The 13583-nt window shown below is 51.9% G+C and carries 14 protein-coding genes and 2 tRNA genes; 2 read left to right on the top strand and 14 right to left on the bottom strand.

Translation table 11 applies throughout. From position 1 onward, the window contains the following. Positions 1 to 15: 15 nt before the first annotated feature. From FRY98_RS10160 to FRY98_RS10140, 5 genes are all read right to left on the bottom strand, one after another. Positions 16 to 1152, bottom strand: a complete 1137-nt coding sequence (locus tag FRY98_RS10160; protein WP_148451638.1) for a zinc-dependent alcohol dehydrogenase — start codon at positions 1150 to 1152, stop codon at positions 16 to 18. Further along, positions 1149 to 1559 (bottom strand): spore coat protein, encoded by a 411-nt coding sequence (locus FRY98_RS10155; protein WP_420819697.1) that lies wholly within the window; start codon positions 1557 to 1559, stop codon positions 1149 to 1151. Before FRY98_RS10155 ends, FRY98_RS10160 begins: the two co-directional genes overlap by 4 nt. Before the next feature lie 7 nt (positions 1560 to 1566). After that, complete coding sequence (locus FRY98_RS10150) at positions 1567 to 1818, bottom strand: spore gernimation protein GerQ (RefSeq protein ID WP_148452654.1); 252 nt, start codon at positions 1816 to 1818, stop codon at positions 1567 to 1569. Positions 1819 to 1965: 147 nt separating this feature from the next. Further along, positions 1966 to 2187: a phage holin gene (locus tag FRY98_RS10145; RefSeq protein ID WP_170287072.1), complete on the bottom strand. Its 222-nt coding sequence runs from the start codon at positions 2185 to 2187 to the stop codon at positions 1966 to 1968. Between the two features lie 134 nt (positions 2188 to 2321). Beyond that, positions 2322 to 2774 carry an acetyltransferase gene (locus tag FRY98_RS10140; protein WP_412067017.1) on the bottom strand — a complete coding sequence of 151 codons (453 nt, stop codon included), beginning with the start codon at positions 2772 to 2774 and terminating at the stop codon, positions 2322 to 2324. 91 nt (positions 2775 to 2865) lie between these two features. Here FRY98_RS10140 and FRY98_RS10135 point away from each other — a divergent pair, with 91 nt between their 5' ends. Beyond that, complete coding sequence (locus FRY98_RS10135; RefSeq protein ID WP_148451636.1) at positions 2866 to 3204, top strand: L,D-transpeptidase; 339 nt, start codon at positions 2866 to 2868, stop codon at positions 3202 to 3204. Between the two features lie 15 nt (positions 3205 to 3219). Here the strand turns inward: FRY98_RS10135 and FRY98_RS10130 are convergent, their stop codons facing one another. Both FRY98_RS10130 and FRY98_RS10125 read right to left on the bottom strand, forming a co-directional pair. Beyond that, the gene (locus tag FRY98_RS10130; RefSeq protein WP_148451635.1) at positions 3220 to 3690 is read right to left on the bottom strand and encodes a DinB family protein; all 471 of its coding nucleotides are present in this window, start codon (positions 3688 to 3690) and stop codon (positions 3220 to 3222) included. 27 nt (positions 3691 to 3717) lie between these two features. Further along, positions 3718 to 4617 (bottom strand): copper amine oxidase N-terminal domain-containing protein, encoded by a 900-nt coding sequence (locus tag FRY98_RS10125; protein WP_170287071.1) that lies wholly within the window; start codon positions 4615 to 4617, stop codon positions 3718 to 3720. 308 nt (positions 4618 to 4925) lie between these two features. On the opposite strand from FRY98_RS10125, the gene FRY98_RS10120 reads away from it, so the two are divergent. Beyond that, entirely contained in the window at positions 4926 to 5270 is a 345-nt protein-coding gene (locus FRY98_RS10120; RefSeq protein WP_148451633.1) for a hypothetical protein, read from the top strand. A gap of 408 nt (positions 5271 to 5678) precedes the next feature. Here the strand turns inward: FRY98_RS10120 and FRY98_RS10115 are convergent. From FRY98_RS10115 to FRY98_RS10085, 7 genes are all read right to left on the bottom strand, one after another. Further along, positions 5679 to 5752 (bottom strand) — tRNA-Ile (locus tag FRY98_RS10115). A 20-nt stretch (positions 5753 to 5772) separates the two neighbouring features. Continuing rightward, positions 5773 to 5846 (bottom strand) — tRNA-Met (locus FRY98_RS10110). A gap of 330 nt (positions 5847 to 6176) precedes the next feature. Then, positions 6177 to 7673, bottom strand: a complete 1497-nt coding sequence (locus FRY98_RS10105; protein WP_148451632.1) for an ABC transporter substrate-binding protein — start codon at positions 7671 to 7673, stop codon at positions 6177 to 6179. Next, positions 7670 to 8563: an ABC transporter ATP-binding protein gene (locus tag FRY98_RS10100; RefSeq protein ID WP_148452650.1), complete on the bottom strand. Its 894-nt coding sequence runs from the start codon at positions 8561 to 8563 to the stop codon at positions 7670 to 7672. The genes FRY98_RS10105 and FRY98_RS10100 overlap by 4 nt, the downstream gene beginning before the upstream one ends. 8 nt (positions 8564 to 8571) lie before the next feature. Continuing rightward, positions 8572 to 11469, bottom strand: a complete 2898-nt coding sequence (locus tag FRY98_RS10095) for an ABC transporter permease (protein ID WP_148451631.1) — start codon at positions 11467 to 11469, stop codon at positions 8572 to 8574. Beyond that, a complete protein-coding gene (locus FRY98_RS10090) occupies positions 11469 to 12566 on the bottom strand; it encodes an efflux RND transporter periplasmic adaptor subunit (protein ID WP_148451630.1) in 1098 nt (365 codons plus the stop codon). The genes FRY98_RS10095 and FRY98_RS10090 overlap by 1 nt, the downstream gene beginning before the upstream one ends. Further along, a complete protein-coding gene (locus FRY98_RS10085) occupies positions 12529 to 13371 on the bottom strand; it encodes an ABC transporter ATP-binding protein (RefSeq protein ID WP_148451629.1) in 843 nt (280 codons plus the stop codon). Before FRY98_RS10085 ends, FRY98_RS10090 begins: the two co-directional genes overlap by 38 nt. Positions 13372 to 13583: the final 212 nt, after the last annotated feature.

The raw sequence follows: 13583 nt of genomic DNA, 5'->3' as shown, positions 1-13583 counted from the left end.
ACCTCCATTCCAAGCTTAAGGTTTCAGCAGTACTTTAATGCAATCGTCCGTCTTTGTATCGAAAATCTCGTATCCCCGTTTGGCCTCGCTGAGGGGAATCACATGGGTAACAATATCGCCCGGATCGATTTTGCCGGTATCGACTAACTCGTACATGTACGGCATGTAGTGAATAACGGGCGCCTGACCTGTCCTTATATTGATATTTCGTTGGAAAATATCCCCCAGCGGAAATCCGTTGTATCTGCCGCCGTATACGCCGGTAATTTGGATCGTTCCGCCCTTTCTGACGGCCTGGGCTGCCGTAGTCACTCCGCCCAGCGCACCGCCGTGGAGCTTCATTCCAGCAGCCAGAGATTCCATGGGGGTCATTTTTCCGCTCATGCCGGTACAATCGATCACCACGTCGGCGCCCCCCTTGGTAAGCTCCTTAAGATAGCTTCCGGTGGCGTCCTGTTCCCCCGCGTTGACGATCTCCACCCGGTTCGTTTTCTTGGCGTGACGCAGCCGGTAATCGATGTAATCGACGGCGATTACCCGTTTTGCGCCTTTCAGCCAGCATATTTTCTGGGCCAGCAAACCTACCGGACCGCAGCCCAGAACGATAACGGTGTCCCCGTCTTTTACTCCGGCATTGTCCACGCTCCAATAAGCCGTGGTCATCGCGTCCGCGATGAGGCAAAGCTTTTCGTCGGGAATCTCGGAGTTTTCCGGGATTTTAAAGTGAGTAAAATTCGCGTACGGAACCCGCAAATATTCCGCCTGTCCGCCCGGGTAGCCGCCGGTAGTTCCGGAATACCCGAAATACGCGCCCATTTCCCCGTTCTCGTTGGAGTTATCGCATTGGCTCTCCAGCTGATTTTTGCAATAAAAACATTCGCCGCAGCTGATATTGAACGGAATCACCACCCGATCCCCTTTTTTTAACCGGGTCACTTCCGGACCGACTTCTTCCACAATACCCATCGGCTCGTGGCCGATGATATAATCCTCATGCACATTGGGGATCATGCCGTGCAGCAAGTGAAGGTCCGAACCGCAAATCGCCGTTGTGGTCATCCGCACGATCATATCGTCCGGTTTCTCGATTTTAGGGTCGGGGACTTCCTTGACCGCCACATTTTTCAAGCCTTGATAGGTTACGGCTTTCATGCTTGACTTCCCTCCATATGCTCATCCGGAGTACGATCAAACATCCCCATACGGCGCGTATCGTCCGGATATAGTTTCATTTGGGCAATCTGTACCGTTTTATGGGCGGAAAGCTGGTCCAGCTGATACTGCTCCTGCAGGTCATGGGGATGGAACCACTTTTTCCGCACCATAAGCTCCGCGATTTCCTGATGCAGTTGAATGGCTTGATGCAGTTGTCCCCGCAGTAACACCCGCGCTTGCGGGAGGACGGATTCCGTCAGCGCGTTAGCCGTATTGCGGACCCCTTCCTTCGCCCGCATTAACAAATCCATCGCCAGAGTCATGTCCGACGTTTCCGGCATATTCAGCGCATTGACAGGGTCCAGTTGGTCCATGGGGGGCAAGTTCATCGGATTCGTTTTCATCGCTTTGTCATCCTTTATCCAAAATAGGTGTGGGCCGGAATTCCGGGATTTCCGTCTGAAAAGAAGCTTTTTGATACAGGCTTTGCAGGTTGGAGATGTCCCGCAGCGATTGCTGCACGTCTTTCTCCATCAAGTCCTTGAGTTCTTGGTCAAAAACCAGCCCTTGCAGCAGCTTGGATTTGGCCGCGCAGAGCGTCTTGAAATTCAATAGTTCATGAACCTCCAAAGCCTCGTGGGCTCCGAGCGTTCCGGGTGCCATAGGCATGTTATTCATCATCTCCTCGGGTTCTTCAAATCGCGGCTAACCTCATCATTTGTACCTTTCCCATAGATTATTCTCGCATGCAAAAAGAGCGGGCTGCCGGCTTCATGCCTATGGCAACTCGCTCCCGAAAGCGAAAACAAGCTATAGATTATATCCTTTGGCGTCCGGTTTTGTAGGGTTAGAGATGATCCCGAGGGTTGCCAAAATCCCGAGCAAGAGGTCGACAGCCGTCAAGATCTCGCGGGCCATCACGTCGCTAAGTTCAAATAGCCCGGTCAGATGCCCGATTAACTGAATAAGCAGAAGCAGTTGGGAAGCGACGCTAACCCATAGCGCATAGTTTCTCCATCTTTTTTTCGTCACGAGCGGGTCCCTCCTTGAGCATGGCATGGATTGTCCTTCTTTTCAATATATGCCGACCTCCTCGGGCCCAATTCCGCGAAATCCTGAATTTAAATAAAAAACTGCCATTCGGCAGTTTTCATCGGACGTTCTTATTATTTTTGCAATTCCATATGAAGCAGCGGAAACGATCTGCCCGATCCATCCAGCTCGGACCGGCCGATTTGGACGAATCCGTACTTTTGATAAAACGCGCAAGCCCCCGGATTCTGCTCATTGACATCCACGGTGAGCCGGGCGCCCTTCAAACTCTCGACATGCCGGATCAACCGGCTCCCCAGTCCCTTTTTGTGACAGGCAGGGTCGATAAACAGCATTTCAATGTGCTTGCCGCTCATACCGATAAAGCCCGCCGGCTCCTCGCTCTCGTTAAGCGCTACCCAGATCTCGACTTCGTTCAGCATTCCACCGCGGACGAGGTCGTGGTAGAAAAGAATATCTTCTTCCGTTAAAAAAATGTGAGTTTCACGCACCGCCCGCAGCCAAATGTCTACCAGCCGGTCATGATGCTGTTCTTGATATGGAATTACGGAATACTGTTCCATCATTTTTTCACCTTTACAATCATAGTCTGCGCTAGCCCAGTCCCTCTCCGCCCGTTTCCCATACACTGAAATCAAAAAGGAGGGTGATCAAAGAATGCCGAACTATCGCATCATTGTGGATTTGTCCGATCGAATGTTGTATCTGCTGGATCAGAACAAGGTGGTTCGCGGGTTTCCCGTCGGAATCGGCACCATGCTGACACAGACGCCCGAAGGCTATTACACGATTGTCAACAAGGCGCCCAACCCCGGAGGCCCCTTCGGAGCCTATTGGCTGGGATTGTCCAAACCCCACTACGGCATCCATGGAACCAACGCCCCCTCCTCGATCGGAAAACTGGTTTCCCATGGCTGTGTGCGTATGTACAATCAGGATGTCGTTGAACTAGCCGGGCTGGTGCCGATCGGGACGAGTGTGCACATTCGCCAATAACCTCGTTTATCCCTATTAATCCCAGACCCTTGGCCGCGGGATTCCCGCCGTCCTCATATAGTCCAGCAGTTGACCGGTGTGAACCGCTTCGTGATAAGCGATGCGCATCAGCATATCGCCTAGAGAGCGAACATAGCCGACATCGCTCCGGTCAATTTGAATATTCGTCAAGTCTTCCGGGCTATAAGCTTTGACGGTCGCCAAAAATTGTTCCCGGTAAGAAGCGGCTGCGGCCAGTTCCTCCCCAACCGTCGTGAACTCCCGGCTGTCATAAGGGGAATCGTACGACGCCAGGCTCCCTCCTTGAACCAGGGCCAAATGATAATAGTGTTCGCTGTCCAAAACATGTCGGACCATTTCCTTGATGCTCAAGGCTTCCGCATCCGGCCTCCAGTCCAGTTTTTCCGTCGGTATGCTCTCCCAGACTTTAATGCTTCGGCGTCTGATTTCTTCAAAATTTAAAATAATGGCTTCAATCGTGTTCATTCAGATACTCCTTTGTAAGTCATGTTGTTAGTGTCGCCGATCGGTTCGTTCTTCTCCCTCCACCGGAACGATTCTAGCGTTCTGATACGGCCCCGCTTGGCCCTGATCTATTCGCCCGGCTTCCTCGTATACCCCTTCTTTGTTAACCGTTCCGTAAATCAGCAGTTCTACCATAGGGTTCTCGCTGAAAAAAACCGCTTCAGGAAATGGTTTAGGAGGAACACCCGCCTCTGTTTTGTCACCCAAAGCATCTTTCTGCCACTTGACCGTCAGCAAGCCTTCTTCATTCACTTCCGCATACCAGGTCATTCCTTTGTAGTCCCGCAGCAATCTGAGTGCCTCTCCTTTGGGAAAAGTGTGGGTGGTGGTGAACCCCTCCCCGGTGACGGGAAGCTCCTTGAACGTATTATCATATACGAGCTGCAAACCGACGGCTACTTCCCGGGCTTTGGCCAAATCCCCGCCCATGAGAGTGTCATAATCGCGTTGTCCTTCCGGCGTCCGAATCACGACGCGATTCCGCTCTTTATTATAACTGACAAACGCGTTTAATTCTTCCGAAATAAATCGGAGCGGCACATAGGTGCGCCCATCTTTCATGATTACGGCCGCATCCAGGGCCTTCGTTTTGCCGTTCACCTCGGCGCTCTTCTGTCCCTGTTTCAGTTGAATCGTCTTTTTTTGCCCCGGGCTGGATAACACCACGGACCTCGTCTTTGCTTCATAGCCGATGCTCCAGGCCGGATCTTTCAAGGCCGCAAGCGGGACAAAGGTCCGGTTGCGCTGCTGAATGGCCTCCCATTCCAGCTTCCCGTTAATATAAACGCTCGGTGCGTTCGTAGCCGATTGCGCAAAAGCCGAAAGGCTCCCCGTAAACAGCGATAAAGTTGTAATCCCGATAACCAGCCCTTTTTGCCAATAGTTCATCTTAACCGCTCCCCGACTTCTTCTATGCATAAGTGGAACATAAACGTGAATCATCTTAAGAATCTACATAAGAACTACCCATATATTACTAACGCACCGAAACTCCAAAAAGTTTCTCCAAAGTGATCCGCTTGGATGCGGTGTGATGACGAATTCACGCTGCCCCGCCTTTGGAACGGCTTTTTTACTAGGAGAAAATTGACCTGCTTGGTAAAACGGACGGAGATCGTATGAATCTTCCGATTTATATATATTAAATAGTAGATATGTTATTCTGGCATCAATAAAATGTTCAAAGGAGGGAGATTATGCGAAAAGTATGGAAAATGGTAGGTTCAGCCGCTTTTTTCTCACTGTTGGCCGTTATGTTTCAGGCTAAAACTTATGCTTATACGGACGGGTTACTGGATGGAAAAACCATGTTTAGGGGCTCCAGCGTCACCAGCAGCACTTACGAGGTGGTCACCAAATGGACGGACAACAATCCGTGTGAACGGGTGGTTTGCTTTAAGGCTATAAGCCTTTATTACCGGCTCGCGTCTAAAGGCGCTAGCTTTCATTTCGTTCAAGCTACTATGCCGTTGCCGCTTTTGACTACCCCTGAAGGGGTGCGATTATTACTAGTCCCCCTTCAGACCACCTTGATAACATAGAATTCCTGCATATGTGCATGCTTTTTTCCTGTTTGGACTCAAAATTTCTAAATACCTGCAAATCTGCAGGAATTTTCGACGAAACCGGCTCGTTTCTCTAAAATCGCTGGAAATGCCTGCAGATTTGCATCTTTTTTCGCATTCCCTCGGGAATCGGCCTAAAATTCCTGCAGATTTGCATCTTTTTGGAGTAGGAAGCTTGGAAGCACACTAGACGCCTCTTTGTTATGTGACATATCACTTCGATTAGCCATTAAGCTACCTTTTCCTTTCGTTATACATAGTAGCTTGAACATTCCTATGATAACGACCCCGTCAGGTGATTTTTTGTTTCGCACGCTTCGCAAGCTCAACTGGCTAAAGCCCCGAAGCAAAAACCCCTTGCTAGGCAAGGGGTTCTCTTACATATGGGCCCTACAGGACTCGAACCTGTGACCAATCGGTTATGAGCCGACCGCTCTAACCAACTGAGCTAAGGGCCCGCGTTCCAAACAAATTTAGATTGCGGGGGCAGGATTTGAACCTGCGGCCTTCGGGTTATGAGCCCGACGAGCTACCGGGCTGCTCCACCCCGCGTCAGTAAATAGCGACAATCAATAATATACACGATTACTGCCCTCCAAGTCAAGGGTTAAGGGATAAATCTTACTCCATATTTTCCTTTTCTCGATCGAAAAATTTCAATCGCCCGCATTTCGTCAAACCCGTAAATCCAACCGTCATGTTCCAATCTCCGGGCAAGACAGCCCGCCTGAAATTTTGTTCTGTACAGCTTGTTAAAGTACACCCAGCGCATCCTCTTTACTCCTTTCGTCGTATTATGAAGCCTTCCCATCTTACCTATAGATTACCCAATTCCCGACAAAAAAAGCCGCCCTTTTTAAGGGCGGCCCATAGGCTCTGCGGTTAACCTTTCGTTGCCTCTTCAGGTACGAACGGCGTACCGTCTTCCTGGAATTGCGTTTTCGGATTGAGCTTGATTTCCTGGAGCATCTTGTTCCCCTTCTCCGCCCATTCCTTGAGCGCCTCCTCCGGCGTCTTCTTGTTCTCCATCACTTGCTGGAAGTAGATTCTCCCCACGGTTGTCACGCTGTAAAGACCCGGTTTCTCCATCATCAATTTATCGGTCTTGGCATTGGTAGGCGGGAAAGGCTTCAGCGAATAAAAAGCCTGAATATTATAGGACAATCCCTGTTTTGGCTGGATATAAGATTTGCGGGACACCATCTCATACGTGTTGCTCCGGGATTTCAGCTTCGCGAATTCTTCTCCGTTAACAAACTTGATGAACTGCCACGCCGCTTCGGCATTCGGAGCGTTGTTGTTAATCGAGAACGTATTGCTGAGATTGATGTTGCCGCCTACATCCGGTTTCTCCGGATGAACAGGCATCGTCACCACGTCCCAGTCCACCGGCTTGAAATTTTTAATTTTGGCGGCATTATTGTTCGCGTCAGCCAACTCGTTAATATAATGGCTGCCTTCGATCGTCATCGCCACTTTTCCGGAGAGGAACAGGTCGTCGCTGAGCGGGGTCCAAGGTTCGTTCGGATCATAACTGGAGTTATCCGGCATGATTTTGTCCTTGGCCAATTTGCTGATCGTCTCCCAAACTTTGATCCACTGCGGAGAGTTGACCGTCATCGTTTCCGCTTTGTCATCGAAAGTTTTCAATTGGAGACCGCTCATGTAGGAGTATTGCATATCCCAAAACGGATCCTGGCCTCTGTAGCGGTTGAAGGAGAAGCCGAACACGCGGTCCTTCCCTTCGCCTTTCGCCACGAGACGGGCCTTGTTGAAAATATCATCCCAGGTTGATTTATCCGTAGGCGGCTCTACCCCGGCATCGGTAAACAATTTTTTATTATAGTAAAGTGCCGACGAACTGAACGATGGGGCCAGCCCGTAAAGCGTTCCGCCCCCCAGGTCCTTGAGGCCGTCAATGACGGCCGGCACGAAATCGCTCGTATCGAACTTATCCTCTTGAATCATCGGATCAAGCGGCTTCACCAGGTTTTCCTCAATCAATTGTTTCAGAGTCCCCGTGTCCGCGACGACGACATCCACAGGGTTGCTGCCGGTCATGATCTTCTTCATGCTCTCCAATTGATCCGGTTGTTCATAAGGCTCCGAACCGTCGCTGTAACGGTATTGGTTGTTATCGATGGCGGTCACCAACTCGATTTTGATATTCGGATTGGTATATTCGAAAATGTCCGTGTACTGCTGGCGGAACCAGGAGTCGTCCGAGCTCCCGTACATCATGCCGATACGCAGCACTTTCTCCTCTTTCTCCGACGCCGCCTTACTCCCGTTACAGCCGGACAGCAACCCCAATGCCATTGTCGCAGCCAGTGTGACCGTTAGCGTCTTTCTCAGCTTTCCGGATTTGCTGTTATTCATGACTTATCCCCCTCCAGTGATTTCGGCGCCGTAATGACGATCTTCTCTCCATCAAATTCCATGCTAGCGCGTCCGCCGATACCCACGGCCTCCAAATACTCCTTGGGCACCTGCAGCCGACCGACCCGGTCAACGACCACAAACGCTTCATGCACTTCCTGCAAACCTCCGCCACCCAATCCGGCGTCCCCGGCGGCCAGATCCAGATTCGGATTTCGCTTCACAAATTCCGTACTCGTCAATCCGTCGCGGATGGCGACAACCCGGTCCACTTTGCCGGCCAAGGTTAAATCATGGGTTACGATAACGATCGTAATGCCCAATTCCTTATTGACTTTCCTGAAAATATCCATGATCTTATCCGAAGTGGCCGTATCCACAGAACCTGTAGGTTCGTCGGCGAGCAGCATTTTCGGGCGGTTGGAAAGGGAAATGGCGATGGCCACACGCTGCTGTTCCCCGCCGGAAAGCTGGTGGAGCTTGTTATGCATCCGATCTTTCAACCCCACCCATTCCAAAAGCTGTTTGGCGTAAGCCCGATCCAGCTTTCCGGTCAGCAGCATCGGCATCTCTACGTTTTCCAGAGCCGTCAAGTAAGGCAGCAGGTTTCTGGCGTTGTTCTGCCATACGAAGCCTACCGTCTTTCGCTTGTATTCCACCAATTGATCGTCCGAAATTTTGAGCAGGTCCCATCCCCCGACATGAACCTGGCCCGCGGAGGGACGGTCGAGGCCGCCGAGCATATTGAGCAGCGTCGATTTCCCGCTGCCGCTATTCCCGATGATGGCCATCATCTCGCCTTCCTCAACCGTCAAGTTCAGGCCTTGGAGCGCGACGACCTCGATGTCTTCCGACTTGAAAATTTTAACCAATCCTTCGCAATGGATCATACTCATCTTTACCGCTCCTCTCCCATCTTCACGGCCTGATGAACACGGAGGCGCCGGATTTGCCAGAACAACAGCCCGGCTCCCATTAACAACATCACCAGGACAACCACATAAAGTTTCAGCGTATCCGAAGAGTTGAAGATGATGCGGAATGGCGGCACCTGCGTCGTAACGTTATCCGTCGTTTGCAAAAACGGAAGATACAGCTGGCCGGCGACTTTCCCGATCACGATCCCCAGTACGATGGAAAGACCCGCCGTCAAAATTTGTTCGGTCAACAGCATAAAGGTCAATTGTTTCCGCGATAATCCCATCGCGCGCAAAATCCCGAACTGCACGACACGGCCCGACAAATTAAAGAACCAGTACAACACGTAACCGATCAAAGAAACGATGACCGATACGATGAATCCCAAACTCAGGATGCCGAACACTCCGCCCCGTGTCGGATGCTTGCTTTGCGCGGCGAGTTCGCTTCTCACATCCTTGACGGAGTAAAGATCGATGTTCTTCTCCGCCAGCTTCGTAATCAGCGGAGCCACCTTCGCATCCGGCTTCATCTTCAGCCAGACTTCGTACGGAACGAGCGGCGATTGATCGTAAATATAATCCAGATTGGCGATGATAAACGGCTTATCGTCCGGATATTGACTAGGCCAATAAGGAAGGATGCCGTAGACGGCAAATTCCATCGTCGCCTCACCCATGGAAACCGTGAATACATCGCCGGCTTTCAGTTTGTATTTCTCCGCCAAGTTTGACGGAATCAGAGCGGCGCTCTCGTTCATCCCCAATAGATTCAAATATTGATAAGGATGTGCGGGAAAAAGATCGTTCCGGAACCAGGCGACCTTGGCGAAATCGACATTGTCGATCCCCATGATATTCCCTTGCCCTGCCGAACGGCCGGAAATAATGATATTGCCTTTCGTTTGCAGCACGCGGGCGGCATGCTCCACGCCTTCAAGCTGGCGAAACGCTTCGAACGGAGGCTCCGAATATATCAGTTTGGCGGGCGGTTGTTGTCCTGAGCCCTGACCGCCCCCGGGACCTCCCTGTCCTCCGCCTTGGCCTCCGCCGCCTGCCCCCCCGGAGCCGCCTTGCCCCTGACCGTTTTTGCTCGGCGGTTTCTTCGACATCTCCGGCGTCGCTTCCCAAACCGTTTGCATGATTACATCGGCACCGTATTTGTAAAGCGTGCGCTCCGTGGAGTTGATATCGATCGTCCGGGCGGCCGAGGCGTTGTATACCCCGAGACCGAGCGTCAAGACGAGCAGAATCATCAACGGATAATAGGAAGATGCCGAACGCGACAACTGCGTCAAGCTTAGGTAATACGGAACGGGCAGCCATTTCTTGCCGAGCCAGCCGATCAGTTTGAGAATCCACGGGAAGACCCGCAGAAAGAACAGGCCGATCGAGAAAATCGCCAAGGCCGGAACAAAGAACAGGAACGGCTGCACCTGCAGCTCATCCGTGGTCATTCCGGTCTGGAACGTCAGCATCTGCCGCTCATAGAACAGGTAGTAACCGTATGCGGCTATCCCCATAAGCAGAATATCGATAAACCAGCGCTGCCAACCCGGTCGTCGGTCGGAACGCGCCTGTTTCCGCTTCGCGTTGACGATCGAAGCCCGGGCATAGGAGATCGCCGGCAGCAGCGTTGCCAAGATGGCGATGATTACCGCCGCGGCCCCCATGGCGAGCGCATCGTAGTTAAACCCGACCGGGATCGATTTCCGGTTGACGAAAGCCAAAAAGCCGTCGGCCGAACCGATGCTCTTGGACATAAACCATCCCAGCAGCGGTCCCGCAATCAGCGAGACCACCCCGAGGAGAATCCCTTCCAGCAAATATATAAATACAATCTGCTTCGTTGAAGCGCCCCGGCTCCGCAAAACGGCGATGTCGCTTTGCTGCTTATCGAGGGACTGACGGGCGTTCATCACGATAAAATAAAAGACCATGGCGATCATCGGCGCCGCCAGCGTGAACAGCAGCGTCTGCATTTGCAAGCTTTGCTTGCGGAAATCGTCCAGCAGATTGCCGAAGGAAATGTCCACCTTGGTATCCTTCAGCTTCTGGTACAACTCGATATTCAGACGATCCAGCGTACTGGACAACGGCCCGATTTGACCGGTCTTGATCTCCCGCAAATCAAAAGCGTAATACCAGCTGGAACTGTAAATCGGTATGTTTAATTGCTTCAGAAGGCCTTCGTGGAACGCCTTCTCGCTGACGTAGAACGTATTCATCATCCCATCGAGACCTTGATACCAGTAGGCATCCGTATCGTTTAGCGGCTGGAACACCCCGACGATCTTCACCTTCAATGTCACGTTGGCTCCGTTGGTAACGGGATACTCCATTACATCGCCGACGTGCAGGTCCTGCCGGTACATCCCCTCTTCCAACATCATGGCTTCGATCACATTGCCGCTCACCTGGTCCGAAAACATCTTCCCGTTGGATACCGTGATGTGATCCTTCAGGCCGCTCATCGAAGAGATGCCCATCGTTCTCGTCCGGCTAGCATCGACCTTGGTCGGATCCTGGGGGTAGACTTCGGTTCCCCGGATCGAACGGGTGTTGACATAACTCTGATAAGGAAATCCGATTTGTTTCGGGACATCCTCGACAATATATTGGTTTACCGCTTCAAGCCCGGCCAAATCAGTTTTGGCGCCACCCGGAGCCTGATAGCTCATAACCAGGGAACCCGCAGGCAGTCCCTCGCTCTCCGCTTTCAGCGTGCTGGAGACGACCCGCTTCAGCGAGCCGTCCGAGTACATCGGAATGCTCACCGTAAACGAGACCGCAACAACCAGTCCGAGCAGGGTGCTGAGAGTAAGCCATTTGGTATTCCACATTTTGCGGAACAGTAAACGTAGTAAAGGAAGACCCATTAGCGACCCACTACTTTCTGCCCCGGCGTGAGCCCTTTAAGAATTTCGACGTCCGTCGAGGTCTGGATTCCGACCTCCACATCGGCTTCACGCTTCGTCCCATCTTTCTCGATGACCTGTACATACGTACGGGAGCCGATGGAGCGCAAGGCGGAAATCGGAATCAGCACCGCGTTCTCCTTCCGCTGCGTAACGATCGAAACGCTGAGCTGGCGGCCGCGCTCAACGTCCTTCGGCCATTTGTCGAGCTGAACGATCAGATACTTGTCGATCGAATCCTTCTCGGGAGGTTGGTTTCCATCGTTATTGCCGTTGTTCCCGTTGTTGGAGCCGGTGTTCACCGGCATGACCTTGACTCTGCCGTCAAACACGCCGGCAGCATTGATATCCACCTTGGCCTTCATGCCGACGGAGATTTTCTCCAAGTCTTCTTTGGAGAAAGAGGCGGCTACAACCAGCGAGGAAGTGTCGGAGATGATCCCCAGCGATTCGTATGCCTTGATCGTGGCTCCCTTCTGGGCGCTCATCGATACAATCGTCCCCGCGAACGGAGCTTTCAGTGTACCGTCGGCGATTTTCTTCTCAAGATCGGCGAGTTCTTGGCGCTGTTCATCAAAGACGATTGCCGCTTTTTCAAAATCCACTTCGCTCATTTCATCCTTGGTACGCAGCGTTTCTTTCATAGTGATTTCCTGCTGACGGAAATCCAGGCGCTTCTTGCGCAGATCCCTCTGCAATTGCTCTACGTCCAATTGGATGAGCACATCGCCTTTCTTCACCTTGTCTCCGGGCTTGACCTTCACTTCTTTGATGTGCAGCCCGTCCTCCGTGAAATAAAGCGGCTCTTCCCGCTGGCTCATCAATTTCCCGACGGCGTTCACGCTGAGCTCGATCGGTTCGGAACGCACTTCATATTCCGGTTTCTTAGAAATCGTAGGAGGCGTAATAACCGGCAGTACCTCTTCCTCTTCTTCATTCGGAAGCAGGCCGCAGCCCGTCGACACGACAAAGACGGTGCAGAGCGCCACAAGGCCCAGCGTACGGCCCAATCTTCTTTTTCTAATTGATAAACCTTCCATCCACCATTTCGTAAACATGGTCTGCTACCTCCAAGATTGTAGGATCGTGAGTAGTCATACAAATCGTCATTTGCTCCGTATGTATGATGTTTTTAAATACGGACATGACCTGGGCTCCCATTTGCGAGTCCAGATTCGCGGTCGGCTCATCCGCCAACAGCAATTGGGGACGGTGCGCGATCGCCTTGGCGATCGCCACGCGCTGCTGCTCCCCCCCGGAAAGTTCAAACGGCCGGTGGAACATGCGCTTGCCCAAGCCGACCAGCTCAAGGCAGTGCGTTACGCGCTTCTTCCACTCGGACTGGGGAACACCGGCCATCCGCAGCGAGAGTTCGACGTTTTCCCAGGCCGACAGCAACGGCAGCAAAGCGTAAGCCTGAAAAATAAAGCCGATCTGATTCCGCCGCAATAAGGTGCGCTTGTCATCGTTCAGTTGATGAAGCGGTTGATCCCTGAATAAAATCTCGCCGCTGGACGGTTGGTCCAGACCCCCCAGCATGTTAAGGAGCGTTGTTTTCCCCGAACCCGATCTGCCTTTCAGCATGACGAGCTGTCCGGGACGCACCTCCATGTTGATTCCTTTCAGGACGTGGATTTCACCGCCTCCCACCGGGAAAGAGCGATGCACCTCCCTGACGATCAAAACCGGTCCCTCGTCCTTGGGTTTCGGAACAATCGGTTTCGCTTCGGGAACTTGCGGTGCATGTTCAACGGATTCATCGGTTATCGGTTGCGCTGGAGCATCCGTCGGCCCCGAGGCCGGGGCATCGGACGGCGCTTCAGCTTCTTTGGATTGAACTGGTTTGCGAAGCCATCGCATCATTGTGTATCGGTCTCCTAGCATCATTTAATATTGGCTGCCCTAGACGCTCCGGGCGGGTTCGCTTTCGCTCTATGTATCCTTCACGTCTGCATTATAAACGAAAATTCATGCCAAAAAGTTACAAGAAATTTTACGATATTGATATTTTTGTTTCCATATTTTTCGCGCTGATCGATAGATTAGTTTTTGGTAGTATTACAGTATTAAGAGAT

Source organism: Paenibacillus faecis, assembly GCF_008084145.1.
In the GTDB taxonomy this organism is placed as follows: domain Bacteria; phylum Bacillota; class Bacilli; order Paenibacillales; family Paenibacillaceae; genus Fontibacillus; species Fontibacillus faecis.
The sequence above is the reverse complement of the archived record's forward strand: the minus strand, read 5'-3'. Positions and strand labels throughout refer to the sequence as shown.

What these genes read in the sequence shown, in the direction of transcription:
- FRY98_RS10160 (WP_148451638.1), bottom strand. Translation starts at nt 1,152, where the DNA reads ATGAAAGCCGTAACCTATCAAGGCTTGAAAAATGTGGCGGTCAAGGAA.
- FRY98_RS10155 (WP_420819697.1), bottom strand. Translation starts at nt 1,559, where the DNA reads ATGAAAACGAATCCGATGAACTTGCCCCCCATGGACCAACTGGACCCT.
- FRY98_RS10150 (WP_148452654.1), bottom strand. Translation starts at nt 1,818, where the DNA reads ATGGCACCCGGAACGCTCGGAGCCCACGAGGCTTTGGAGGTTCATGAA.
- FRY98_RS10140 (WP_412067017.1), bottom strand. Translation starts at nt 2,774, where the DNA reads ATGATGGAACAGTATTCCGTAATTCCATATCAAGAACAGCATCATGAC.
- FRY98_RS10135 (WP_148451636.1), top strand. Translation starts at nt 2,866, where the DNA reads ATGCCGAACTATCGCATCATTGTGGATTTGTCCGATCGAATGTTGTAT.
- FRY98_RS10130 (WP_148451635.1), bottom strand. Translation starts at nt 3,690, where the DNA reads ATGAACACGATTGAAGCCATTATTTTAAATTTTGAAGAAATCAGACGC.
- FRY98_RS10125 (WP_170287071.1), bottom strand. Translation starts at nt 4,617, where the DNA reads ATGAACTATTGGCAAAAAGGGCTGGTTATCGGGATTACAACTTTATCG.
- FRY98_RS10120 (WP_148451633.1), top strand. Translation starts at nt 4,926, where the DNA reads ATGCGAAAAGTATGGAAAATGGTAGGTTCAGCCGCTTTTTTCTCACTG.
- FRY98_RS10105 (WP_148451632.1), bottom strand. Translation starts at nt 7,673, where the DNA reads ATGAATAACAGCAAATCCGGAAAGCTGAGAAAGACGCTAACGGTCACA.
- FRY98_RS10100 (WP_148452650.1), bottom strand. Translation starts at nt 8,563, where the DNA reads ATGATCCATTGCGAAGGATTGGTTAAAATTTTCAAGTCGGAAGACATC.
- FRY98_RS10095 (WP_148451631.1), bottom strand. Translation starts at nt 11,469, where the DNA reads ATGGGTCTTCCTTTACTACGTTTACTGTTCCGCAAAATGTGGAATACC.
- FRY98_RS10090 (WP_148451630.1), bottom strand. Translation starts at nt 12,566, where the DNA reads ATGTTTACGAAATGGTGGATGGAAGGTTTATCAATTAGAAAAAGAAGA.
- FRY98_RS10085 (WP_148451629.1), bottom strand. Translation starts at nt 13,371, where the DNA reads ATGATGCGATGGCTTCGCAAACCAGTTCAATCCAAAGAAGCTGAAGCG.